The sequence below is a fragment of the Nannocystis pusilla genome (assembly GCF_020073745.1).
Taxonomy (GTDB): Bacteria; Myxococcota_A; Polyangia; order Nannocystales; family Nannocystaceae; genus Nannocystis; species Nannocystis radixulma.
The window spans coordinates 16,758-40,754 of record NZ_JAIRAU010000007.1 but is presented as its reverse complement, the minus strand read 5'-3'; the positions used below and the strand labels follow the sequence as shown (position 1 = coordinate 40,754).

At 71.2% G+C, this 23,997-nt stretch carries 19 protein-coding genes; 12 read left to right on the top strand and 7 right to left on the bottom strand.

The annotated features are described in order from the left end of the window. The 5 genes from K7C98_RS09830 to K7C98_RS09810 form a co-directional block, all read left to right on the top strand. Positions 1-614, top strand: a 614-nt coding sequence (locus K7C98_RS09830) for a tetratricopeptide repeat protein (RefSeq protein WP_224191339.1), incomplete at its 5' end; no start/stop codon positions are given. A 104-nt stretch (positions 615-718) separates the two neighbouring features. Beyond that, entirely contained in the window at positions 719-1,051 is a 333-nt protein-coding gene (locus K7C98_RS09825; protein ID WP_224191338.1) for a hypothetical protein, read from the top strand. Positions 1,052-1,292: 241 nt separating this feature from the next. Then, entirely contained in the window at positions 1,293-2,729 is a 1,437-nt protein-coding gene (locus tag K7C98_RS09820; protein ID WP_224191337.1) for a DUF4215 domain-containing protein, read from the top strand. Between the two features lie 438 nt (positions 2,730-3,167). Continuing rightward, entirely contained in the window at positions 3,168-3,479 is a 312-nt protein-coding gene (locus K7C98_RS09815; protein ID WP_224191336.1) for a hypothetical protein, read from the top strand. 253 nt (positions 3,480-3,732) lie between these two features. Next, positions 3,733-4,353: a hypothetical protein gene (locus K7C98_RS09810; protein ID WP_224191335.1), complete on the top strand. Its 621-nt coding sequence runs from the start codon at positions 3,733-3,735 to the stop codon at positions 4,351-4,353. On the opposite strand, the gene K7C98_RS09805 is transcribed toward K7C98_RS09810, so the two are convergent. After that, positions 4,337-4,870, bottom strand: a complete 534-nt coding sequence (locus K7C98_RS09805) for a TetR/AcrR family transcriptional regulator (protein ID WP_263429384.1) — start codon at positions 4,868-4,870, stop codon at positions 4,337-4,339. The two genes, K7C98_RS09810 and K7C98_RS09805, sit on opposite strands and share 17 nt — an antisense overlap. Before the next feature lie 161 nt (positions 4,871-5,031). Here K7C98_RS09805 and K7C98_RS09800 point away from each other — a divergent pair, with 161 nt between their 5' ends. After that, entirely contained in the window at positions 5,032-6,261 is a 1,230-nt protein-coding gene (locus tag K7C98_RS09800; RefSeq protein WP_224191333.1) for a cytochrome P450 family protein, read from the top strand. Positions 6,262-6,303: 42 nt separating this feature from the next. On the opposite strand, the gene K7C98_RS09795 is transcribed toward K7C98_RS09800, so the two are convergent. Further along, entirely contained in the window at positions 6,304-9,495 is a 3,192-nt protein-coding gene (locus K7C98_RS09795) for a DUF4215 domain-containing protein (protein WP_224191332.1), read from the bottom strand. A gap of 415 nt (positions 9,496-9,910) precedes the next feature. On the opposite strand from K7C98_RS09795, the gene K7C98_RS09790 reads away from it, so the two are divergent. Next, positions 9,911-11,344, top strand: coding sequence for a PQQ-binding-like beta-propeller repeat protein (locus K7C98_RS09790; RefSeq protein WP_224191331.1), 1,434 nt, complete (start codon positions 9,911-9,913; stop codon positions 11,342-11,344). Further along, complete coding sequence (locus K7C98_RS09785) at positions 11,287-12,234, top strand: DUF4241 domain-containing protein (RefSeq protein WP_224191330.1); 948 nt, start codon at positions 11,287-11,289, stop codon at positions 12,232-12,234. The genes K7C98_RS09790 and K7C98_RS09785 overlap by 58 nt, the downstream gene beginning before the upstream one ends. A gap of 42 nt (positions 12,235-12,276) precedes the next feature. Here the strand turns inward: K7C98_RS09785 and K7C98_RS09780 are convergent, their stop codons facing one another. Next, the gene (locus K7C98_RS09780) at positions 12,277-15,285 is read right to left on the bottom strand and encodes a protein kinase domain-containing protein (RefSeq protein WP_224191329.1); all 3,009 of its coding nucleotides are present in this window, start codon (positions 15,283-15,285) and stop codon (positions 12,277-12,279) included. 333 nt (positions 15,286-15,618) lie between these two features. Between K7C98_RS09780 and K7C98_RS09775 the strand changes: the two genes are divergently transcribed. Beyond that, a complete protein-coding gene (locus K7C98_RS09775; protein WP_224191328.1) occupies positions 15,619-16,896 on the top strand; it encodes a hypothetical protein in 1,278 nt (425 codons plus the stop codon). A gap of 188 nt (positions 16,897-17,084) precedes the next feature. Continuing rightward, positions 17,085-18,380 carry a hypothetical protein gene (locus tag K7C98_RS09770; RefSeq protein WP_224191327.1) on the top strand — a complete coding sequence of 432 codons (1,296 nt, stop codon included), beginning with the start codon at positions 17,085-17,087 and terminating at the stop codon, positions 18,378-18,380. Positions 18,381-18,875: 495 nt separating this feature from the next. Here the strand turns inward: K7C98_RS09770 and K7C98_RS09765 are convergent, their stop codons facing one another. Together K7C98_RS09765 and K7C98_RS09760 are read right to left on the bottom strand one after the other, a co-directional pair. Then, entirely contained in the window at positions 18,876-19,511 is a 636-nt protein-coding gene (locus K7C98_RS09765; protein WP_224191326.1) for a TetR/AcrR family transcriptional regulator, read from the bottom strand. 37 nt (positions 19,512-19,548) lie between these two features. Continuing rightward, a complete protein-coding gene (locus K7C98_RS09760) occupies positions 19,549-20,025 on the bottom strand; it encodes a hypothetical protein (RefSeq protein ID WP_224191325.1) in 477 nt (158 codons plus the stop codon). 18 nt (positions 20,026-20,043) lie between these two features. On the opposite strand from K7C98_RS09760, the gene K7C98_RS09755 reads away from it, so the two are divergent. Next, positions 20,044-20,334 (top strand): hypothetical protein, encoded by a 291-nt coding sequence (locus K7C98_RS09755; protein ID WP_224191324.1) that lies wholly within the window; start codon positions 20,044-20,046, stop codon positions 20,332-20,334. Positions 20,335-20,442: 108 nt separating this feature from the next. Here the strand turns inward: K7C98_RS09755 and K7C98_RS09750 are convergent, their stop codons facing one another. Together K7C98_RS09750 and K7C98_RS09745 are read right to left on the bottom strand one after the other, a co-directional pair. Continuing rightward, on the bottom strand, positions 20,443-21,291 hold the full coding sequence (locus K7C98_RS09750; protein ID WP_224191323.1) for a sigma-70 family RNA polymerase sigma factor: 849 nt from the start codon (positions 21,289-21,291) through the stop codon (positions 20,443-20,445). Between the two features lie 7 nt (positions 21,292-21,298). Further along, positions 21,299-21,766: a carboxymuconolactone decarboxylase family protein gene (locus K7C98_RS09745; RefSeq protein ID WP_224191322.1), complete on the bottom strand. Its 468-nt coding sequence runs from the start codon at positions 21,764-21,766 to the stop codon at positions 21,299-21,301. A 1,010-nt stretch (positions 21,767-22,776) separates the two neighbouring features. Between K7C98_RS09745 and K7C98_RS09740 the strand changes: the two genes are divergently transcribed. Beyond that, complete coding sequence (locus tag K7C98_RS09740; RefSeq protein ID WP_224191321.1) at positions 22,777-23,967, top strand: pectinacetylesterase family protein; 1,191 nt, start codon at positions 22,777-22,779, stop codon at positions 23,965-23,967. The last annotated feature ends 30 nt before the right edge of the window (positions 23,968-23,997 follow it).

The window sequence follows — 23,997 nt, the reverse complement described above, 5'->3', positions numbered from 1 at the left end:
GCACCTACTACAAGCTCGACGATCCCGCCGCCGCCCTCGAACACCACCGGCGCGCCCGCGAGATCTGGACCGCCCGCTTCGGCCGCGAGCACGCCAAGGTCGCCCTCGCCCACAACGGCGTCGCCGCCGACCTCCTGGCGCTCGGGCGTTGCCCCGCCGCCCGCGAGGCCATCACCGAGGCGCGTGCGATCCTCCCGACCAGCGACCCGCTCACCCCCCACCTCGAAAACACCCGGGCCAAGGTCGCCCTCTGCGAGGGTCGGGCCGCCGAGGCCGCCGAGGCCGCCGAGGCCGCCTTGACCCGGGGCCGCGCCGTCTTCGGCGAGCAGAGCCCCCAGCTCGCCGCCTTCCTCGTCACCCGTGCGCTCGCGCGGCTCGACCTGCGCGACCTCGCGGCCGCCCGCGCCGACGCCCTCGAAGCGGTCGCCCGCGCCAACGTCGGCGACGGCAACGTCCGCGCCCTCGCCCTCCTGCTCGCCGCCCGGGCCGCCCGCGACGCCGGCGACCACGACGACGCCCGCGACCTCGCCGTTCGGGCCCTCGCCGCCGCCCCGGCCGAGCAGGCCCGCTCCCGCGCCCTGCGGCAGGAGCTCGCCCGCCTGCCGCCCGGGTAGCGGCCCCGGCCCTCGCGGCGCTACGCAATTCGAGCCGACCCGTCGCGCGCGCCTACGTAGGGTGTGCGACGGCGGCGGTCCGGCTTCGGGGCATCATTCGGCGCATGCACAGGACCTTCATCATCGTGGCACTCTTCGGGCTCTTCGCCGGCGCGGGCTGCAGCAAGAAGTCGGCGTTCGTCGTAGAGTGCGTCAAGGCGGCCGACGCCTACGTGGCCGCCAGCGACAAGCGCAGCCCCGAGGCCGGCAAGCACGTCACGACCGCGATCAACCTCTGCTCGGTCGCCTGCGCCGCCGGCAAGGGCGATCCCGACGCCTGCGCGGCCGACGACCGCGTCACCGTGGCCCTCTGTGAGCTCGAGGGCAAGGACGCCTGCGCGCGCATGTGCAACGAGGACAAGAACGAAGCCGCCTGCACCAAGATCAAGAGCATGTAGCTGCATCGAGCGCGACCGGCCGCGGCTCACGAGCAGCCCGCTCGCCTCGCGCCCGGCATTCAGCGCCCGCGCCGACCTCCGCGCCCGACATCGCGTCGTCTCTCTCGCCTTGCGCCGCGGCTCGACCTCACCGAAGTCGAGCCGCCGGCGCGCGCGGCCGGATCGCCGCGCGCTCCGTCGCCGCCATCGGCGATTCGACTGCCACCATTCGCAAATGTCCACACCCATGCATCGTTCGACCTTGAGCGCTCTCCTCCTGCTGGCGACCGCCGCGGGCTGCAGCAACGGCGGCGCGGGCACCGACGTGTCGAGCACCGGCGGCGATACCACGTCCGCGACCTCGACCGCCTCCAGTGCGACCGAGTCGACCACCAGCGACGGTCCGCCGACCACCAGCGACGGCCCGTCCGGCGCCTCGGGCGGCTCGGCCACCGACGGCGGCAGCTCGGCCACCGGCTCCACGCTCACGGTCGGCACCACCGACGGTGACACCGCCACCACCGGCACCGACGGCATCTCTGCCACCGACGCAACCGACACCGACGCCTCCGCCACCGACGCCTCCGACACCTCCGACACCGACGCCTCCACGGGTGCCTCGATCGTCTGCGGCGACGGCATCCTCGGCCCCGGCGAGCAGTGCGACGACGGCAACCTCGACGACACCGACGCCTGCACCGCGGCCTGCCAGCACGCCCTCTGCGGCGACGGCATCCTCGGCCCGGGCGAGCAGTGCGACGACGGCAACCTCGACGACACCGACGCCTGCACCGCGGCCTGCCAGCACGCCCTCTGCGGCGACGGCATCCTCGGCCCGGGCGAGCAGTGCGACGACGGCAACCTCGACGACACCGACGCCTGCACCAACCTCTGCGCCCCCGCGACCTGCGGCGACGGCCTCGTCCAGGCCGGCGAGGACTGCGACGACGCGAACATGGACGACACCGACGCCTGCCTTTCCACCTGCAAGGCCGCCAGCTGCGGCGACGGCTTCGTCCACGCCGGCCTCGAGCAGTGCGACGACGGCAACGCCCTCGACACCGACGCCTGCCTTTCCACCTGCAAGGCCGCCAGCTGCGGCGACGGCTTCGTCCACGCCGGCCTCGAGCAGTGCGACGACGGCAACCTCGTCGACCGCGACGGCTGCGAGAGCGACTGCAGCGTCACCGTCGCGCAGAAGCTCGTCTTCGTCAGCAGCCAGCTCTACAAGGGCAACCTCGGCGGCCTTGCCGGCGCCGACCTCAAGTGCCAGCAGCTCGCCCAGGCCGCCGGCCTCCCCGGCACCTACATGGCCTGGCTCAGCACCATCGAGGCCTCGCCCGCCACGCGCATGACCCACGCCGCCGTCCCCTACGTCCTCCCCAACGGCGTCAAGATCGCCGACGACTGGGCCGACCTCGTCGACGGCGACATCGACCACCCCATCGACATCACCGAGACCGGCGGCCCTGTCCCCTTCGGCGGCCCCCACTGCGGCCTCAACGCCCGCGCCTCCGTCTGGACCGCGACCCGCAAGAACGGCACCCTCCAAGACGAGTTCTGGAGCTGCAGCAACTGGACGAAGGACTCCGGCAGCGGTCTGTGGGGCAACGCCAAAGAGAAGGACGACGACTGGACCGAGTCATGCACGGGCGACTCGTGCGCCCGCCCGTCGTCGATCTATTGTTTCCAACAGTGAGCCGCGAGCCGGCGCTCCGATTCAGGGCGCGGCTCTCGGGTCTGCGCGCAGGATCGGATGAACCACTGCTCTAACCCGTCAGGCAAGCGAAAAGCCACCCGCTGTCGCGGCCATCGTCGGGGGTCGACGAAAGCCCGAGCGATGTCGCGGCCGGCCGGTCGGTGCAGTCCGGACGCTCTCGCAGCGCCGGCCTCGGCCTCGCACTGCGGTCGTGATCGGTGACGTCGGTATCCGTGCGGAGGCGACGCCAATTGACAGGCTCCGTCCCTCACCCATAGTTGTCGGAATGTCACTGCCTTCCGAGGCTCAGGAAGCATTGATCACGCTGTTCGCGGCGGCGCCACCGCCGTCGAGGCTTACGCACGTGCGCTGGAGAAGTTCGCCGGCCAGCCCGAGGAGCCGGCCCTCAAGGACATCGCGGCGGGGCACCGTGAGGCGGTGGCGCAGCTCGAGCTCGAGCTCAAGCGCCACGGCATCGTCGCCCCGGACGGCCCGGGAGCCTGGGGCAACATGTTCAACGCGATCGGATCCTTGACCGCGCTGGTCAATGACGAAGTCCCGCTGCAGCTGCTACAGCTCGGCGAGGAGGGCGGGATCGCGGTGCACGAGCGGGCTCTCGCGGCGGAGGGGTTCTCGCCCGACCTCGTTCGGCGGATCCACGAGGGCATGGACCGCTGCAAGCGGAATGGCGAGCGCCTTCAGGGGCTGCGCGACGTGATCACCACTCGGCCCACGCGTCCGATGCTCTGAGGCCTCGGAGCACGGCACACAATAAAGACAGCGAGCCGCGAGCTCCCACTGTACTGCCTCATCGCCCGGTGAAGACGCCTGAGCCTGGCACGCGCGCATCGGGCCCGACATGGCCGACTTGACGTTCGCCGGTGACGGCGAGGAAGTCGCCCTGAGCCGGGCCATCGTGGTCACATCGACGATCGCGCCTGTCCTGCGGGCGAGGCCGCTCCGCTTGACCGGCCGCGACCCTCCGGTCCAGTATGATCGTTCCATGCTCCGCGCGCACCTCCTCCTCCCCGCCCTCCTGGCCGCCGCGTGCGACGGCGGTCAACCTGGCCCTTCGAACATGCCCGTGGAGACATCCAAGTCGCCGGCCGCCGCCCCGGCCGAGCCGGCCCCCGCGGCCGAGCCCGCGCTGTTCGCCAGCAAGGACGGCCTGGTCGCGGCTCCGCGCCCGTCAGGTGACGGCTGGGATTGCGTCGAGCAGACCGCGACCGAGCCCGGTCAGGAGGCGACGCTCATCAAGTGCCGGCGCACCGACAAGTCGCGCTTCTTCTTCCTGCTGGCCAAGGACTACGCGGTCCCGCCCGATCAGGTCCGCAGCGCCGAGCAGCTGGCGACGGACGTGTTCCCGTCCACCTACCAGAAGCTGTTCGAGAAGTTCGAGATCACCGAGGCGAAGCCGACCACCCGCGCCGGCAAGCCCGGGCACGAGCTGCAGATCTCCGCCGTCCACGCGAGCATGGGCGAGATCCGCAAGCGCGAGCTCGTCCAGACCGCCGGCGACCACGTGTTCGTCGTCAGCGCCGAGGGCCTGCCGGACGTCTTCGCCGCCGAGGCGAGCGCGATCGAGGCGTGGTTCTCCGGCGCGCGGTTCAAGAACCTGCCGTAGGCCCGCGGCCCAGGGCGATCCCCTGCAGCGCTCCGAGCATTGTCTCGCGGGCGCTCCGGCCTTCGCCGTGTTCGCCCCACCATTGCAGCGCGGCGAAGGCCGCGGCGACCAGCGTGTGGGCGACCAGCGGGGGCGAAGCGCAGCCCGGCAGCGCGTCGGCGTCGATGAGCGGCACGAGCAGCGCGGCGGCCTCCTGCAGGGTGCGGTGGGTCAGCAGCGTGGGGGCGCCCGCGATCAGCTTGAGGCGGCGACGCGCGAACTCGGCGGTCTCGCGCTCGTCGAGCGCCGCGAGCACCGGGACGAACAGCTCCGACACGATGGCGCCGATCGCCAGCTTGCGCCCCGCATACGGCGCGGCGAGCGACTTCAGCGTACCGAGCAGCTCGTCCGTGCCGGTCCACACCAGGTCCGCCTTCGACGGAAAATGGCGGAACAGGGTGCGGCGGCTGACGGACGCGGCCTTCGCGACATCCTCCATGGTGACGGCTTCGAAGCCCCGCTGCTCGAACAGCCGCAACGCGACCTGGGCGATCTGGCGCGTGTCCGCCTCGGTGGGTCGTCCCGGCTTGCTCTGCTGTTGCATTTTGGCACTCGGTGTCATATCCTATTTTTTCGAGTGCGCACGCGAAGATGCCGCCCCGCAGACGCGGCCCTCGATCCGCTCGCCTGGAGACCGCCATGACCGCCACGCCCACCGCGCCGACGCCGCCGTTTCACTTCACGACGCCGGAGTTTCGTCGCGACCCGTATCCCTTCTACGCGCAGCTGCGGCGCGAGATGCCGATCGTCCGCCTGAATCAGGGGCGCCGCGGCGAGAGCTACTACGTCTCGCGCTATGACGATGTGATGGCGCTGATCAAGGATGTCGAGCGCTTCGCCAGCGACAAGCGCACCGCCGGGCACAAGGTGTCGTGGATCGAGTCGCGGCTGTCGATGGGCGTCACCGAGTCGATGGTGATGAAGGACGGGGTCGACCACCGGCGGCTGCGGACGCTCGCGCACAAGGCGTTCACGCCGATGCGCGTCGCGGCGCTCGAGCAGCGGATCGCCCAGCTCGCCGACGGGTTGCTGGCTGCAGCCGACGCGCGCGGCACGATGGACATGATCGCCGACCTCGCGCTGCCGCTGCCGGTCGCGGTGATCTCCGACATGATGGGGGTGGACGAACGCTATCGACGACACTTCCATCACTGGATGAAGGGCATTCTGGAGCTCGACGGCGCCGGTTGGCTGGAGCTTCTCACAAACTTCCCCAACATGATCAAGATCAACCGCTTCCTGCGGCAGCTCATCGCCGAGCGCCGCAAGAACAAGGGCGAAGATCTGCTCAGCGCCCTGGTCGAGGCCGAGGAGGCGGGTGACAAGCTGAGCTTCGACGAGCTCGTCGCGTCGACCCTCATCATCCTCCTCGCGGGGCACGAGACGACCGTCAACTTGATCGGCAACGGCGTGCTCGCGCTGCTGGAGCACCCCGATCAGCTCGAGCGCCTGCGCGCGCACCCCGAGCTGCTGGACGGCGCGGTCGAGGAGATGCTGAGGTACACCAGCCCGGTCCAGCTCAACGCGCCGCGCTTCGCCTGCGAGGACACCGAGCTGTGCGGCGTGCCGATCCGCAAGGGCGAAGCGGTGTGCCCGATCCTCGCCTCGGCGAACCACGACGAGACGCACTTCGAAGACCCGGAGCGGTTCGACGTCGGGCGCCAACCGAACCGACACGTCGCGTTCGGCTTCGGGCCGCACTTCTGCCTCGGCGCTCCGCTCGCGCGGCTCGAGGCGAAGCTCGCCTTCCGCGCGATCCTGCAGCGGTACACCGACCTCCAGCTGGCCGTGCCGCGCTCCCAGCTCACCTGGCGGCGCTCGCAGTCGGTCCGCGGCCTGAACTCCCTCCCGCTCCGGGTCCGGCGCTGACCCGCGCCCCGGCAGCGCCGGGGCCGTGACACAGCCCGCGCGTCACAGGCCGAAGAAGGTCGGCGTGGGCACGACCGGCTCGACGGTGGTGCCGTTGCCGAGCTGGCCGGTGGCGCGGAAGCCGACGCAGCTCCACTCGCCCGCGGTCTCGATGCAGGTGAGCGAGTTGCCGGCGACGACGCGGGAGATCTCGCTGGCCACCGCGAACTTCACCGGCGAGAGCGTGTAGGTGTTGCCGGTGAGCAGCTGGCCGCCGTCGCCGTGCTGGCCGTCGAGCGAGTAGCCCCAGCACCACACGTCGCCCGCGTCGTCGAGGGCGCAGTTGTAGTTCCAGCCGGCGTCGATCTGCACGATCGACGTCACGCCGGGCACCAGCAGCGCGGTGTCCGAGTCGACATCGACGCCTTGCCCGAGCGCCTGGCCGTTGCCCCAACAATAGACCTGCCCGCCCGCGAGCGCGCAGGCGTGGTTCTCGCCCGCGACGACCGCCGTCGCTCCCGGCGCCACGCCGGTGACCGTGACCGGGAGCGCCGAATCGTCGGGGTTGTTGTCGCCGTCGCCGAGGCCGCCCTGCGAGTCGTCGCCCCAGCAGACCACCTCGCCGGTCGCTCGCACGGCGCAGGCGTGATTGAGGCCGAGCGCGAGGTCGACGGCGTCGCTCAGGCCCACGACCGTCACCGGCGCGCTCTGGTCCTCGGTGGTCCCGGGCGCGCCGGTCTGGAACTGCGCGTTGTCACCCCAGCACTGCACATTGCCGCCGGTACGGACGCAGGCGTTGCCGGCTCCCAGCTCGAGCTCGTCGACGGCGCCGAGGCCGACGACGGGCGTGGGGATCAGGATGTCGGTGGTGTCGACGCCGCCCTGACCGAGCTGGCGCTGCGAGTTGTCGCCCCAGCACCGCACGTCGTCGAGGGTGGCGGCGCAGGCGAAGCCGTCGCCCATGCCCATGGTCTGCACATTGGCGAGCGCCGGCAATTGCGTCGGCACGGTGAGGTGATAGCTGATCGGCTCGAAGTAACCGGCCGCGCCGGTGGCCGCGCTGTTCGACACCAGCGTGCCCTGGCCGGAGCACTCCACGGTGCCGTCGACGAGCACGCCGCACAGCACGCCGCGGTACTCCGGCCGGTCGAGGGCGAGCTCGGCGACCGGCCCGGAGAAGCCCACCGGCGACGGTTCGAGCTCGTTCTGCGGGGCGATGCCAAGGTTGCCGAGATCGCTGTAGCCCCAGCAGTAGCGCTCCCCGGCCGCGACGATGCACACCCCGCGCGCACCGGCCTCGAGGTCCTCGATGTCCCCCGCGGGCAGCTCCGCCACCGGTAACGGGGTGAGCTGATCGACGAGGTCGCGGGTGCCGGCCTGGAAGTCCTCGGCCTCGCCCCAGCACAGCACCTCGTCGGTCACGAGGAGGGCACAGGCGAAGTCGTCGCCGAGGCTGAACGCGTCGACCTCGGCCGGCAAGGCGACGGGCAGCGGCGTGGCGCTGTTCATGGTCGTGCCGTCGCCGAGCTGGCCGTCGGTGTTCTGCCCCCAGCAGTACAGCTCGCCGAGGTTGGTGGTCGCGCAGGTGTTGAACTGGCCGCCCTCGACGTCGACGAAGACCATCCCCGCGAGCCCGGGCACGAGCGTGGCCGAGCCGCTGTCGGTGCCCGCGACCCCGTCGCCGAGCTGACCGAGCGCGTCGTCGCCCCAGCAGGCCACGCTGCCGTCGGCGAGCACGGCGCACGAATGATCGTCGCCGAGGCCGAGGTCGACGGCCGCCAGCCCGCCGGGCATCGGCACGACCTTCGGCGTGGCGTCGTCGACCACGTCGTTGCCGCCGTGGCCGAGCTGGCGCTGACTGTTGTCACCCCAACACCACACGAGGCCCGCGGTGTCGAGGACGCAGGTGTGATCGTCGCCGGCGTCGATCGCCGCCGCGGCCGGCATGCCGGTGACCTCCACCGGCTGCGACTTGTCGGCGGGCGCAGGCGCGAGCGGACCGAGCTGGGAGTCGAGGTTGTCGCCCCAGCACCACACGTCGCCGGCGGCACGGATCGCGCAATGATGCTCCTCGCCGGCGGTGACGGCGACGGCGCCGGTGAGCGCGAGCGCGGGCATGTGCGTCTCGACGTTCGTGGTCCCGTTGCCGACCTCGCCCGAGGTGTTGCGCCCGAAGCAGGCGACGTCGCCGGTGGTCGTGAGCACGCAGCCGCCGAAGCCGCCGAGGGCCACCGCGGCCAGCGCGGCGGTCTCGTTGCACACGCTCGGGGAGCCGCTGCAGCCCCACCCATAGTCGACGAGGCACAGCGGGCTGCAGCCGTCGCCGGTGGCGATGTTGCCGTCGTCACACGCCTCGGCGCCGGCGACCACGCCGTCGTTGCACGTGGTGACGCACGCGCTGGGCTCGCCCGCGCACGCCCAGCCGACCTCGACCTCACACGCGTCGCTGCAGCCGTCGCCGGCCGTCAGGTTGCCGTCGTCGCAGTCCTCGAGGCCGGGGAGGACGAGGCCGTCGCCGCAGGCCGGCGTGCACGTGCTGGGCGCGCCGGCGCAGCTCCAGCCCGGCTCGGTGGCACAGAGCGCGTCGCAGCCGTCACCGGCGTCGCTGTTGCCGTCGTCGCACGTCTCGCCGCCGGCGGTGATGCCGTCGCCGCACGCGGCCATGCAGACGCTCGGCTCGCCGTCGCACGCGAAGCCCGGCTCGGGGGCACAGAGCGCGTCACAGCCGTCACCGACATCGGTGTTGCCGTCGTCGCACGTCTCGCCGCCGACGACGAGGCCGTCGCCGCAGACCGCGCTGCAGACGCTCGGCTCGCCGTCGCACGCGAAGCCCGACTCCTGGCCGCAGTCGGCGTCGCAGCCGTCACCGACATCGGTGTTGCCGTCGTCGCACGTCTCGCCGGCGTCGATCACCGAGTCGCCGCAGCCGGGCCGGGGCTCCGTGCTGCTGCTCGTCGTGTCGGGCTCGGTCGTCGACGTCGTGGTCGACGTCGATTCCGGCTCGGTCGTCGACGTCGACGTCGACGTCGTCGGCTCGGGTTCGCCGGTCGTGCTCGTGGTCGTGGTCGTGGGCGCACCCGTCGTCGGCACCGGCTCGCCGGTGGAGCTCTCGCTCGTCGAGCTCGCGCTCGTCGAACTCGTGTCGGGCTCGTCCTGCGTCGCGGAGGACGTGTCGTCGCTGCACGCGGCGAGCATGAACGCGGCGCCGGAGAAGAGCGCAGGAAGCCAGGCGAAGGGGCGCTTGCTCGATTGCATCCGCGAGCGACGATACGCCATCCTCGCCCGGCGGCGGGGCTCGTCCGCGTCGCTCGAGGATGGGCAGGTCACAAGCGACCCGACCGCGACGACCGGGCCCGGCCGGCGCCGATCGGCGGCCCACGAGCCGGAGCGACCGGTCTGCCCGTCGAGCGCGACCGGTTCGTCCGCGATCGCCGGGCGGCGTGGACGCGCGCCTCTCCCGGTCGAGTTCGCCGCGCCCGCTCGCGGGCGCGACCTCGCCCTGCTGTCCCCGGCGACATGTGATGGACGTCCGCGCTGCGATTGGTGCGTGCGCCGAGGGGCTACCTGCCGCCACGGGCGGAACACGGAACGGCGGCGGCGACGAAAATTTTCGCGGTCGATGACGGAAACTCAGCGCGGCCGGGGACGAGCTTCGGTGGAGGTCACGCTCGTGCAGTTCGCCGCTCCCACCACCGTCCTCATCACCCTCGCCCTCGCCGCCTGCGTCCCGTCGATCGTCGTCGGCGACCATCCCCAGGACACCGGCAGCCCCGAGGGCTCGAGCGGCGGCTCGACCGACGCCACGCCGACCACGAGCGCGAGCAGCGGCGAATCGGAGCCTGGCGTGTGCGGCGACGGCGTGGTCGATGCCGGCGAGCGCTGCGACGACGGCAACGACGAAGCGAACGACGGCTGCGACGGCGCGTGCCAGCGCAGCGGGCGGGTCGTCTGGAGCATCGAGCTCGCCGGCATCGACGCCGTGGCGGACCTCGACCTCGACCCGGCCGGCCGGATCCTCGTCAACGGGTGGGGCGGCGACACGGCCCATCTCCTGGCCTTCGCACCCGACGGCACCGAGCTGTGGCGGCGAACGATCGCCGACCCCGGCGAGCTCGCCATCGACGTCGGCGGGCGGATCTTCATCGCCGGCATCGCCGGGACCCTGCAGGCGTTCTCCTCCGAGATGAAGTCGTTGTGGTCCCTCGACATCGACGGCGGCTTCGCCGGTCTCGCGCTGGGCCCCGACGCCGTCTACTCGGCCGCGCACAGCGGTGGGGACAAGGTGCAGGTCACCGTCCGGCGTCACGATCCCGCCACCGGCGAGATCGTGTGGGTGACCGCGACGCCGCCCGGACAATCGGTCCTCTGCGACGATCTCGCCGTCATCGGCGAGCAGGTCGTCTCTGTCGGCAAGCTGGACCCGGAGCTCGCGGAGGGTGATGCGCTCGTCGTCGCCTTCGGCCCGGACGGCGCCGATCCCTGGGCCGAGCAATTCCCCGGCGCTGCGACTCAGTGGAGCGGGGCGGCGCCTATCGGCGCGAGCGAGCTCGTGATCGCCGGCAACAGCCCCGACAACAAATTCGTCCTCCGCCGGCTCGGCCCCGACAACGAGCAGATCTGGACCTCGCCCCGGGCTCGTGGCCCACGCGCGTCGCAGTGGGTCCAGGAGAGCAGATCGCCGTCGTCGGCGGTGACCTCACCGGCGACAACGAGAGCGTCGTCCGTGTCCACGACGCCGCAGGCGCCCTGCTGTGGTCGTCGGTGCTCGAGAAGCCGGAAGACGTGGTGGACGACCGCGCCGTCGCTGCCGCCTTCAGCCCCGACGCCCTCTTCGTCGCCGGCAACTTCTTCTCCGGGGCGGACCAAGCCGACATCAACCAGGCCTGGCTCCGCCGGTTCGCGCTCGATTGATGGGACCGAATGGCACGGTAGGACCCTCCCGGGTCGACATAGTACAAAGCCACGCTCGCTGTGCTGTCGCGCTGGCGCCGGCGCGCGATTTCATCTACAGCGAGACAGCCGAACGCGCGCGCTCGGGGGATTCCAATGGCGGGAGACACGACCGTACACACCGACTTCGCCGTCGCCTTTATCGACGGCTTGACCTTCGTCGACAACGACGGCGTCCGCCTCACGACCCGGGTCGTCACGCTGGGCGACCTTCGAATCGAGTCCGGGGCCGTGGCGCTCGGTGATGCCTTCACGGGCCTCGCCGCCGCGCGTCCGGAGGGCGCGTCGATCCCGAAGGGCAGCTATCCGGTCGAGCTGTCGCTCGTGCGATTCCCGCTCGCCGACGGTCAGGTCGACGTGCGCGTGGCGGCAGCCCGCGTGCGTTTCTCCGACGAGCCGGCCGTCGCGTGGGCCAAGACACTCGGGGCCGGCGTCGACTCGGGCACGTGCGGCTTCACCGACGGCGACGTGGACGCATGGGCCCCCGCCGACGAGGCGGCCTCCGATGAGCTGCAGAACGCCCTCGAGCGCGCCGTGCTCGGGCCATCGGCTCTGGGTGTGCGCCACGTGCTCGGCGGGCGCGTCGTCTTCGCGTTCTCGTCGGGCGACGGCGACGGCGTCTACGGCGGCTGGTGGGGGCTCGACGCGGCGGGCCGGCCCGTCGCGCTGTGCCTGGATTTTGGCCTCCTCCTCTCACCGGTCACGACGGATGTGGCGCTGCCCTGGCCGCTCCGGCGCGGCAGGATCGACCACGCGGCCCTGCAGGCGGCGAAGCTCGGCGCGCGCGTGCGCTGGTTCGCGCCGAAGAAGCTCGTGCTGCGTCAGGGCGGCGACAGGTCGGCGTACGCTCGCTGGAAGCACGACGACGGGACATGGTCGTCGCCGCCGGCGCGATTCGTCGGCTCGGCCTACGCCCCTCCTTGCCTGGAGATCGATTGGGCATCGCGGCCCGCCGGGGCGGTGCCCGTGATTCGAATCGTGGAGCGGGAGGCGCCTCTCACGCCGATCGAGGTCCCGCCGGCGTCTCCTTCGCCGGCGAGATGAGCGGCGATCGACCCGGGTCCCCGCATTCGCGGCGAATTGCCCTCAACGAACCCGCGCCAGCGCGGCTCGAGCCTGCATCAACGGCGCATAATCAGGCTCCGCGGTCGTGACGTAGATCGACTCCGCCCGGGACAACCACTGCGCAGCTTCGTCGGGCCGCTGGCGCTCGAGCGCGAACTCGCCGAGCGCCAGCAACGCGTCGGCGAGCTCGAGGTTGTGCGGCGGCAGCACCGCCTCGAATGCGGCCACCGCCGTCCGCAGCTCGGTCTCGGCCGCCTCGTGTTCCGCGAGCCGCCCGCGGAGTCGGCCCAGCTCGAGCGACAGCCGCCCTCGCTGCCACACGTGCGTCGGATTCTCCGACCCGACGAGCGCCGACCGGGCCTGCTCCAGCGGCTCCAGCGCCTCGCGGTGGCGGCCGAGCGCCGCCAACGCTCGCCCGTGTCGCAACAAGATATCCTGGTACGTGGTGCCGCGGACGTCGGTGTTCTCGTTGATCGCGGCCAGCGCCTCGTCGCGCGCCTTCTCCATCGTCGGCACCTCGCCGGCCGCCGCCGCCGCGACCATGATCCAGGACCGCCCGGCGCTCGAGAAGCTCGCGGGGCTCGCCGCTTGCGCGGCCACGAAGTGCCGCAGGGCCGAGCCGCTGTCGTCGAGGGCGAGCTCGGCGCGGGCCAGGCCGACCAGCGCGGTCATCCGCGCCACCTTGCTCTCGCCGCGATCGACCCGCGTCTGAAGCGCCTGCATCCGCGCCAGCGCTTCGCGGGGCCGACCGAGGCTCGTCAGGGCGTGGGCGAGCATCACCTCGTACATCGCGCCATCCGGGTGATTCGGGCCGGACACTCGCTCCGACCGGTCGATCACCTGATGAAAGATCGGCACGGCCTCCTCGTGGCGGCCGGTGTTCACGTGGTGCGCCCCGAGATTGAACAATGTGCCGATGCCCAGGGGCGTCTCGTGGCGTCCGTGCTGCTCGCGCAGGCGCACGGCCTCCTCCCACTTCTCGCGGGCCTCGGCCCAATCTCCCGCGATCGCATGAATCGCCCCGACGTTGTTGAGGAATTCGCTGTAGTTGTCGACGTCCTGCTCGATCTTCCGGTTCAGCGCCGACATCAGCCGCAGCTCGGTCCGCGCCTGTTCCGGTCGCTTGAGCTGATAGGCCAGGAGGAACCCCCGCCGGGAGCTCGTCACCGCCGCCACCACCTCGTGGCCCACGCCGATCGCCGTCCACAGCGCGTCGTCGAACGATTGCAGCGCCGCCGTCGGCGCCCCGTCGCGGATCTGCAGGCTCCCCTTGCGCAGGTTCGCCTCGGCGAGCAACGGCTCGTACGTCATGGCCTCGGCGTCGGCGAGCACGCTCTCGACGAGCTGGAGCCCGAGGCGGGGATGCGCCGTGTGCTCGTGGACCTCGGCCCGGGCCAGCGTCTCGCGGTGCTGCTGGACCCGCGCGCGCATCAACGCCTCCCCCGGCGGCGGCAGCGTGGCCATCAGCGCCTCGACGTTCGCACAGGTGTCGAGCGGAGGCAGCCCGGCGACCGTCTGGACCATGTCGTCGAGGTTCGTCGCGTCGGCGAGCGCGAATGCATCGACCGTGGCCGCGAGGGCGGCGCGCCGCTGATCGAGGCACGAGGTCCGCAGGTCGAACATGTGCGGCGTCTGTCGCCCCTCGGCGTGCGCGCGACAGGCGTCGTTGCGGAGCTGCACCCAGGTGGCGGCATAGCGCGCGAGCTTCGGCTCGATCGCCGCCACCAGCTCCGCGGCGCGCCCGGGCGCCTTCTTTTGCACCGAGGCACGGACCTCCGCCGCGCGTCCGTCGTCCCACACGCCCGCGAGCTCCGGGCCCGCGTCCGGGCACTGCGGCGTCGCGGCATCGCCCGCGGTGGCGGCCATGCCCGCCACGCCGGCGACCACGGCGGTCGCGGCCAATGCAGCGACGCGTCGGTACGCCGCGCCGGGGTCGCGCTCGAGCGCCGCCAGCAGCTCCGTCATCGCCACGAAGCGATCGCGGGGCGCCGCCATCATGCCGCGGCGGAGCGCCTTGAACACCCGCGACGGCACCGGGCTCCCCGACGGCGCCGGCGCCACGCGCCCGTGCACCACGTCGTCGCGCATCGCCGCGAACGACTCGGTCGAGAACGGCAAGCGGCCGTACAGGCTCTGGTAAAGCGACACGCAGAAGCTGAACTGATCGCTCTCGGCCGTCGCTCGCTCGCCGAGGTGCTGCTCCGGCGACATATAGGCCGGGGTGCCGAGGATCACGCCCATTCGCGTCAACGGGCGCATCAGCAGCGGGGTCGCGTCCTCCGAGCCCCCCCGCGCCCCGGCCAGATCCTCCTCGCGCAGGTCCTCGTCGCTCAGGCGGGCGAGGCCGAAGTCCAGCACCTTGACCTGCCCCTCGTCGCTGATCATCGCGTTCTGCGGCTTGAAGTCGCGGTGCACGAGCCCGGCCTTGTGCGCCGCCGCGAGGCCGCGCCCCGCCTGCAGGTACACCGACAGGACCTCCTTCCACGATCGCGGCTCGTGGGCCCACGCGTCGAGGCTGAGGCCGCGGACGAACTCCATCGCCACGTAGACCGTCCCGCCCTCCTGCCCGACCTCGTGGACGGCGACGATGTTGGGATGCGACAGCCGGGCCATCGCCTGCGCCTCGCGCAGGAGCCGCTTCCGCGCCGTCTCCTGCTCGCGGACGACCTCGCGGTGCAGGACCTTGACGGCGACCTTGCGATCGAGCTGGTCGTCGTAGCAGGCGTAGACGACGCCCATCCCGCCCTGACCGAGGAGCTTGAGCACCGTGAAGCGCCCGAGCTGAACCGGCTGCGCGCGTTTGGGGAACAGCGCGCGCTTCACCAGCTGCTTGCCGAGCGGGTCGCCGGCCTCCGGCGGAGGGGGAGCCGGCGGCGTCATCTCGTTCTCTTCCCCGGCCCGCCCGGACTCCGGCGTCGCCCCCGGCAGCCCGGCCGCATCGGAGCGAGCGGTCGTCTCGAAGCTCGAGCGCTCTTCGTCGGCCTCCAGGGCGCCCGGCTTGCCGAGCAGTTTTCGCGCGGGGGGATTCACCGTCTGGTCGTCCGCAGGAGCAATATGCCCACCACTCGTCCGTACTTTGTAGCCCGCGGTGTGCGATTGAACATAGACGCGTCGCACCGGTATCGTGGCGCGTCCGAACCTGGTCCGAAGTCCGGCGCGGTTGTGCGCCTAAGATCCCCCGTTGCAGCCCTTCTGCGGGCAGCCATCCGATGAAGGCCGAGCGCGGCGGCCGCGAGGTGCATGTGAGTTGCCGCGTGCCGGAGTCTGCCCGGCGACCCGATTGTCCAGGCCCTCCCGGGCACTACTCACCCGTCAGCTCTTCCTCGAGACGACCCGATCTTGACCACCCGTGACGAACTCATGATGCGCCCCTCGATCAAGACCCTTGTCGCCCTGAACCTCTCCCTCGCGGCTGCCTCTGCCGCCTGCGACGACATCGCAGCGGACGACCTCGCCGGTCAGCCGGACGAGCCCGTCTCCTTCCGCTGCGACGACCCGCCTCAGTGCCTCAGCAACTCGCCGTACGTGGGGGACTACCAGTTCTCCAACATCCGGACCCAGAAGGACACCGTCGCCCCCGAGCCTGACGTGAGCTCTTCGGGCCACTCGCGCTGGGACTACGGAATGCTCCAGCTCACCGACACCTGGGTGTCCTTCGATTACCTGTTCCCGACCGCGGAGGGCCGGCTGATCGCGCGTGACTCGGCGGCCGACGCCGAATACTTCGTCGACGAGGCGCTCCAGGCGTTCTTCATGGTGCGGATCTACCAGCCCGGCCCCGGCGCGCAGATCCAGGAGATCCCGATGTGGCTCAAGTTCGACGGCGTCTCGCCGAGCCCGGCCGCGTCGACCTTCGACGTCTGGACATACACGATCGCCGCGATGACCGATCAACCGACGATCGACTACCTCGAGGAGGAGCCGTCTCCCCTCCCGCCCTGGCCGCCATTCGGCGGGCCCTCCCCCTGGATCGGCACGTACCGCTCGATCTGCCCCACATCTCCGGCAGCGGGAGAGAGCGGCAAGGCGCTCGTCCTCAAGCACGCCGTCCTCAAGTTCGACGGCACGGCGGCCTGGCTCGAGGACGGCGCGGGAAATGGGACGCTCGACCTCAAGACCCCGTCCACCTCGGTGATCGCCTGCCAGGGGCACGCCGTCGCCAAGCCGCAGGAGTTCCTGGCGGTCACCCCCAATTCGAACGCCCACCCGAGCGAGCCCGGCGAGCGCAGCTACGGCCTCGCCGGCTACAACGCCGCGATCAACGCCTACCGGGCTTTCTACGACGGTGCCTCGCGGACGCAGCTCGGCGCGGCCGTCCGCTTCAAGGACCTCGCGCACGCCACCCCGTGGTTCGACCAGACCACCGATCTCCCGAGCGCTCCGATCATCGGCGACTGGGAGCCCGTCCTGGAATCGGTGTACAAGGACGAGGATCCGTTCGGCGCCAATTGCTACTACACGGACTCCCGCTTCCCGCAGGGGGTCCATCGCCGCTACGACCCGCCCGGCGGAAACCCCAACCTCCCCGGGTGGAACACCATGTCGAGCTGCGGCGCCACCCAGAGCACCTGGGCCAATTTCGGCCCGGTCGGCGCCTTCGTCATCAAGCACATCATCCCCGGCGGCTCCAGCTCCTCGTAACCGACCCGCGTCCGAAGCTCGGCGCAGAAGTGCGCCTGGGTGCACTTCCGCCGGGCAACCATCGGGTGGGGTCCGAGCGATACGCATGTGAGTTGGCGCGTGCCGGAGGTCGGGTCGAGCGGTCCAATTATTCGAGCCCCCCGGGGCACTACTTCGAAGACACCTGCCCTTCGCCGAGACGAACCCTTATGCGCCCCTCCATCAAGCTCCTTGTCGCCCTGAACTTCTCCTTCGCGGCCGGGTCGGCCGCCTGTGACGAGCTCGCGGCCGACGAGCTCGCCGACCTGTCGGACGAGCCCGTCAGCTTCCGCGACGGCGAGTGCGACGACCCGCCCTACTGCCTCAAGAACTCGCCGTACGTGGGGGACTACCAGTTCTCCAACATCCGGACCCGGGAGGACTTCGCGGCGCCCGACCCCTCCGTGAACTCTGCTGACGAATCGCGCTGGCTGTTCGGGACCCTCCAGCGCGAAAACGGCGCCTGGATGGCCTTCGATTTCCTGGCCCCGGACGCGGAGGGCAGGCTGAGCGCGTACAGCTACGATCTGGACACCAGGGTCGCCATCGACGAGGCGCTCCAGGCGTTCTTCATCCTGAGGATCAAGCACACCGACACCAACCCGCCGACGTACGAGAGCGTCCCGATGTGGCTCCGCCCTCACAGCGTCGCGCCGAGCCCGTCCGCGTCGACCTTCGACGTGTGGACGTACACGATCGCCGCGATGACCGCGCCGCCGACGACCGACTACCCGTCGGCGGGCGTGCCGGCCGACCTCCCGCCCACGGCCGGACCCAACCCGTGGAACGGCACCTACTATTCGATCTGCCCCAGCTCCCCGCAAGAGACCGGCAAGGCGCTGGTCCTGCAGCACGTCGTCCTCAATTCCGACGGCCCGGCGGCCTGGCTCGAGGACGGCGTGGCGAGCGGCTCGTACGACCTCAAGACCCCGTCCACCTCGGTGATCGCCTGCCAGGGGCACGCCTTCTCCAAACCGCAGGAGTTCCTGGCGATCACCCCCAATTCGGACGCAGACCCGGGCGAGCCCGGCGAGCGCAGCTACGGCCTCGCCGGCTACAACGCCGCGGCCAATGCATACCGCGCCTATTACGACGGCGCCCCGCGGACCGTGCTGGGCACGCCCGTCAACTTCAAGGACCTCGCGCACGACCCCCCGTGGTTCGACCAGACCACCAGCGCCCATCTTCCGCCTCACCCGGGCTGGCCGGTCATCGGCCACTACGAGTTCGTCCTCGAATCGGTGTACGACGACGTCGACGCGAACGGAGACGTGCTCGGCGCGAACTGCTATTATACCGACTCCAGGGCGCCGAACGGCGCCCATCGCCTCTACAACCCGCCCGGCACGAACCCCAACCTCCCCGGGTGGAGCAGCATGCCGAGCTGCGGGGCCACCGAGAGCAGCTGGCAATCCTTCGGCCCGATCGGCGCCTTCGTCGCCAAGCTGATTGTCAATATCTTGTGAGCCCCTGGCTCCGACGGCAGGGGCGCGAGGCCGCCCTCCGCCCGACGCCTCGCCCTCGACGAGAATGTCGTGCGAGCCCCCGCATCTGTCCGCCGTGGGCCTCGGCCCTCGCGGCGGGTGCACTATGCGTCGGTTCGCGTGACCGCGGCCGCCCCGAATGCCGCCCCGACCACGAGCGCGAGCGCGTTGCCAGCCGCCCATTGCAACGTGACGGCCGACGATCCAGGAAGCGCGGTGACGGCCCAGCAGCCGACCCACAGGGCGGAGGCCAGGACGCCGCCGCCCACGTACCAGAATCTCCGCTGTCTCGCTCGCATGTTCAGCCCGGTGTACCACGAACATCGAGATCGTCGAGCGCGACCTTCACGCGCGACGGCCCTCGATGGGGCCATCACAGGTCGCGTCATCCAGTCAAACCGTCCTGGAACTCACGACGGCGCTGCACTTCAGCGGAACATTGACCCCGCGCGCGATCTCGCGAATGCTGAACCATTCTCATTCGCCCGGTGCGGCCGCCCGTCGCCGGGCCTCGCGACCCCGCAGGCCCCCGAGCAGGAACTCCGCGGTCTCTGCCACGACCAGGTCGACCGGCGCGCCGGCGACGACCGAGCGGCGGGCCGCATGGACCACGCCGACCATCATCTCGACGAGGCGGCGCACGTCCGCGACGGGGCGGAAGTCGCCCGCCGCGATGCCCTGCTGGACGATGCCGGCGACGACCGCGAACACCGGCTCGAAGCACGCGGCGATCGCCGCGCTCACGTCGTCGGGCAGCATGTTCTCGAGCGCGTTGACGACCGCCAGCCCGTGGACGCCCGGCACCAGCACCGCCAGCTGCCGGCGGACCAGGTGCGCGAGTCGGTCCTCCGGCTCGTCGATGTGCGCGCACTCCTCCACGAGCGCGGCCACGAACGGTTCGGCCTCGGACTTCACGACCGCCACGAGCAGCGCGTCCTTCGTCGGCGCGTAGTTGTAGATCGTGTTCCTCGCGATCCCCGCGTGTCTGGCGATCGACGCCAGCGTCAGCGCCCCGTAGCCCTCCTCCTCGACGGCCTGGAGGAACCCGTCGCGCAGGCGCCTCCAGATCGTCTCGCGGTGTTCGGCGATGGTGGACGCGTCGATCTTGGGCATCGGATCTTCCCGGGCCAGAAGCGTGGCGCAACGCGCCCTAGTCGGCAAAGTCGACGTTCATCGGCCGCACGAAGTACAGCTCCAGCGCGCTTGGGACATCCTCCTGGCGCCGCTTGCCGCCGAGCCTGTGCAAACCCTTGAGGATCAGGTGGGCGATGGGCCCGCTCGGCGTGAACACCTGCGACTTGAACAGCGCGGCCCGTTGATGCTGGCGGGTGAACGCCATCAAACGCGCCTCCCACGTGCGCAGCGCCGTCTCGACGTCGTCCGGATGCCGCGCCAGCAGCCGCCCGAGCAGCGAGCCGCCGGCCAGCCCCATCGACGCGCCCATCCCCGAGTACAGCGTCATGCACCACGCCGCGTCACCCACCAGCACCGTACGACCCGAATGCCACGAGCGCATGATCACCTGATTCACCGAGTCGAACAGGAATTCCTCGGCCCTGTCGAATTGCTCGAGCACGTGCCCCAGGATCTCGCCGAGCGGCTCGGGCCCGTAGGTGCGCCGCAACACGGCCCCGAACTCACGGCGGTGTGCGAGGCGACCTTCGGATGGCTGGAGCAGGCGATCGAAGTGGACCTCGTCGCGGAGCTCGACTTCCTGCGGCGCTTCGACGAGGTCCGCGCCGGAATGCGCGCAGTGGTCGAGATGCCGGACCGGAAGGAGCAAAACTTCATCAAGATCTGCCTGGCCAACGGCGGCAAGCTGTCTGCGCGCAAGCGCGGCTACTTCGCCGAGCTCGACGACGCGACGATCGCCGCGCTGGAGGCGATCGTCCGTGACGCGATGAAGGACTCCATCAGCGAACCGCCGTCGGAGTGATCGCCGCTCCGGCGAGAGCAGAAGCTCGTGACGGCGTCGAGCTCGACGCTGACGATCTCGCGTCGCGCACAGGCAGCGCGATCCGGCCGTCGCCGCTGCGCCCGCGGCCTACGGCGCGTCCAGTCCCGCCACCACGTGGCGGAGCTTGTCGGGGTTGCGGACGATGTAGATCGCCGCGATCCGCCCGTCCTTCAGCTCCAGCGCCGTCGTCTGCAGCACGCGCCCGCGATCGATGCTCGCGAAGCCCGGCAGGCCGTCGATCGTCAGCGGGCGCAGCAGCACCGGCTTCTCGGCGAACTTGCGCCGCAGCCCTGCGTACAGCCGGAGCACGCGCGCGAGCCCGCGGATCGGGTTGCGGAACGCCGGCACTCGCCCGCCGCCGTCGGATTGGATCACCACATCCTCGGTCAGCAACGCCTGCAACGCCTGCAGGTCGCCGTCGCGCGACGCCACGAAGAATGCGTGGGCGATGCGGTCCGCCTCCGCCTGCTCGACCTGATAGCGCGGCCGGGCCGCCTGCACGTGCTTGCGGGCGCGGGACGCCAGCTGGCGCACCGCCGCCGCGTCGCGCTCGAGCGCGGTCGCCACCTCGCCGAGCGCCACGCCGAACACGTCGTGCAGCAGGAACGCCGCGCGCTCGAGCGGCGACAGGCGCTCGAGCGCCAGCATCAGCGTCAGCGTCAGGTCGTCGGCGACATCCGCCTCGGCGGCGACCAGCGGCTCGGGCAGCCAGGCGCCGACGTACGTCTCTCGCCGCGCCCGCGCGGACTTCATGCGATCGAGGCAGAGCCGCGTGACGATGCGGCCGAGATACGCCGCCGGCGCGTCGACGGCCTCCTCGACCTTGCGCCAGCGCAACCACGCGTCCTGAACCACATCCTCGGCCTCGGCGACCGAGCCGAGCATGCGGTAGGCCAGGCGCTGCAGCCGGGGCCGCTGCGCCTCGAACAATTGCATCGTCTCCTCAGTGGGCAGCACTCGGAGGGTCCACCGGATGCGCCGCGCGGAGCCCGACCTGCACGCGGTTCCACACGTTGATCGCGCCGATCAGCAGCGTCAGCTGCACCTGCTCGGCCTCGTTGAACTGCGCCTTCACCAGCTCGTAGTCGGCATCCGGCGCGCCGGTCTCGGCCAGACGCGTCAGCGACTCCGTCCAGGCCAGCGCCGCCCGCTCGCGCGGCGTGTACAGCGACGACTCGCGCCACGCGTTGAGCATGTAGAGCCGCATCTCGGTCTCACCGGCCTTGCGGGCGTCGGTCGCGTGCATGTGGATGCAGAAGGCGCAGCCGTTGATCTGCGACGCGCGCAGCTTCACCAGTTCGATCACGCTGTGCTCGAGGCCGCTCGACTTGAAGCTCGCCTCCAGCGCCATCATCGCCTTGAAGCCCTCGGGTGCGTGTTTGAACGGGTTCTGCAGTCGTGGGGTCGTCATGGTTCGTCTCCCGCGTGCCTCGTGCACGCTCACGGACAGGACGAGATGGGGGTGGCCCGGTGTGACATGGTCGGCGAATTTTTTCGCGGCCCCCCGAGATCTGCGGTCACGACGGAGCCAGCGGCCGCATGGCGGGAGACGGTCGGCCCAGGCTCACACGGCAGCGAACACGCGGGGAGGCCCTCCTTGATGACGAACCGCACGTGCATGCCGTGCTCGACATGAGCGGGCCGCGCGCCTTCCCCGCTCACAGACCGCCGGAGGCCGCGCGGCTGCCGACGCGAGCGGCCTCCCCGTCACGTCCGACGGTGAACCGCCGCGCCTCGCCGCGCCGATGGTCCTCGCCGAGCGGCGAACCTCTGCGACAGGAGCGACAGCGAGGTCCTCGCTCCCCTCGTCGTCGCGATGATCGTCCTCGTCGCGACCTCATCGCCTGCCCCCTCGTCGCGAAGCCGCGCCGCCGACCTCACGCGCGACCTCGCCTCGCCGCGCACGAGCCCGCGCGTGCGCCCTCGCGATCGCCCGATCCGGCCCCGCGGCACGCCCTCGCACGCACCACCCCGCGTGCTACGGTCACGATCGCCAATAGGAGGCACCATGAACACCAAGAAGCAGCCCAGCTTGACCATCAAGACCGGCGTGCGCGCCGGTACCCGTCACGACACCGCCAAGAACTCGATCGGCAACATCCGCTGACCACCCGCCTCGGCGCCGCGACCTCGCGCTGCCGGGGCGCCCTTCGTCCTCCGGGCTCCCCGCCGATTCGTGGGTGTCGCAATTCGCCACAGTCACGCGCCTCGCTGATTCACGCCGTGGTGTCGCAATTCGCCACGCTCACACGAACGACAATCGCGGCACAGCCACGACGCCGGGCTCGCTTCGCAATGCTCACATGTCTCAAAAACCACTTGGGGCAAACGGCGTCGGATGCGCTGTCCTGCGGAGGCACCGGAATCGGCGCTGAGAGGATGCCGGGCACGCCCCGTGCCCGGGCGCTGTAGCGTCGGGCCATGCCAACCAGCCGAGCTTACGCCACGCCGCTCCTCCTCCTCGTCACCGCCGCTCTGGGCGGCTGCCCCGGCGACGACGGCGGCGCCGCGACCGACAGCACCACCACCACCACCACGACCACTACCCTCGACGATACGAGCACCGGCGACAATGAAGGTAGCAGCTCGAGCACCGGCGGCGTCCCGACGACCGGGGGCGACAGCGACGGCGCCCCCATCGACGCGCCCGCCGAGACGTGGACCTGGGTTCCCTTCGCCGACGCCCACTGCGCCAACGGTGACAGCACCGGCATCGCCGTCAACCTCACCGACCGCAGCGATCGCGTGGTCGTCTACCTCGAGGGCGGCGGCGCCTGCTGGGACGAGAACACCTGTTACACCATGAACGCGAGCGTGCACGTCAGCGACGGCTACGGCGAGGCCCAGTTCAAGGCCGACTTCGATCCGCAACTGCCCAAGGTCGCCACCGCGAAGATCTTCGACCGCGGCGACGCCGACAACCCCTTCCGCGACATGAGCTTCGTCTACGTCCCCTACTGCACCGGCGACATGCACGGCGGCGACAACGTCGTGACCTACGGCGAGCACACCACCATGCACGTCGGCGGCGCCAACCTCGTCGCCTATCTCGCGCGGATCGTCCCGACCTTCCCCGCGGCCGAGCGCGCCTACCTCATCGGCGCCAGCGCCGGCGGCTACGGTGCCACCTTCAACTGGTGGCGCGTGCAGCAGGCCTTCGGCGACGTGCGCGTCGACCTCGTCGACGACAGCGGCCCCCCGCTCGACCCGCCCTACCTCGCCAAGGAGCTGTCCGACACCTGGCGCGAGCGCTGGAACCTCGCCTCCTCGCTGCCGCCCGGGTGCGCCGGCTGCCAGGAGACCTTCGGCGCGATCTACGACTATTACGGCGCCAATCACCAGACCCAGCGCTGGGCCCTGCTGTCGTACACGCGCGACTGGATCGTCCCCATCTATTTCGGCTTCCAGATCGAGCAGTTCCCGCAGGCGATCGAGGAGATCGTCCAGACCCACGTCGACCCGTACGAGCGCGCCGGCTACTTCCTCGTCGACGGCGTCGGCCACGTCCTCCTCACCGCGCCGATGCCCGTCACCAGCGCCGGCGTCGCGCTGCAGCCGTGGCTCGCGCAGCTGGTGAACGACGACCCCGCGTGGACCAGCGTCCACCCGTGACCGCCGCGGGCCAGCCGATCGGCTGGCCCT

Coding starts and splice junctions, on each gene's coding strand:
- K7C98_RS09765 (WP_224191326.1), bottom strand. CDS start 19,511: ATGCCCAAGATCGACGCGTCCACCATCGCCGAACACCGCGAGACGATC.
- K7C98_RS09795 (WP_224191332.1), bottom strand. CDS start 9,495: ATGCAATCGAGCAAGCGCCCCTTCGCCTGGCTTCCTGCGCTCTTCTCC.
- K7C98_RS09740 (WP_224191321.1), top strand. CDS start 22,777: ATGCCAACCAGCCGAGCTTACGCCACGCCGCTCCTCCTCCTCGTCACC.
- K7C98_RS09785 (WP_224191330.1), top strand. CDS start 11,287: ATGGCGGGAGACACGACCGTACACACCGACTTCGCCGTCGCCTTTATC.
- K7C98_RS09770 (WP_224191327.1), top strand. CDS start 17,085: ATGCGCCCCTCCATCAAGCTCCTTGTCGCCCTGAACTTCTCCTTCGCG.
- K7C98_RS09775 (WP_224191328.1), top strand. CDS start 15,619: ATGCGCCCCTCGATCAAGACCCTTGTCGCCCTGAACCTCTCCCTCGCG.
- K7C98_RS09810 (WP_224191335.1), top strand. CDS start 3,733: ATGCTCCGCGCGCACCTCCTCCTCCCCGCCCTCCTGGCCGCCGCGTGC.
- K7C98_RS09750 (WP_224191323.1), bottom strand. CDS start 21,291: ATGCAATTGTTCGAGGCGCAGCGGCCCCGGCTGCAGCGCCTGGCCTAC.
- K7C98_RS09800 (WP_224191333.1), top strand. CDS start 5,032: ATGACCGCCACGCCCACCGCGCCGACGCCGCCGTTTCACTTCACGACG.
- K7C98_RS09825 (WP_224191338.1), top strand. CDS start 719: ATGCACAGGACCTTCATCATCGTGGCACTCTTCGGGCTCTTCGCCGGC.
- K7C98_RS09745 (WP_224191322.1), bottom strand. CDS start 21,766: ATGACGACCCCACGACTGCAGAACCCGTTCAAACACGCACCCGAGGGC.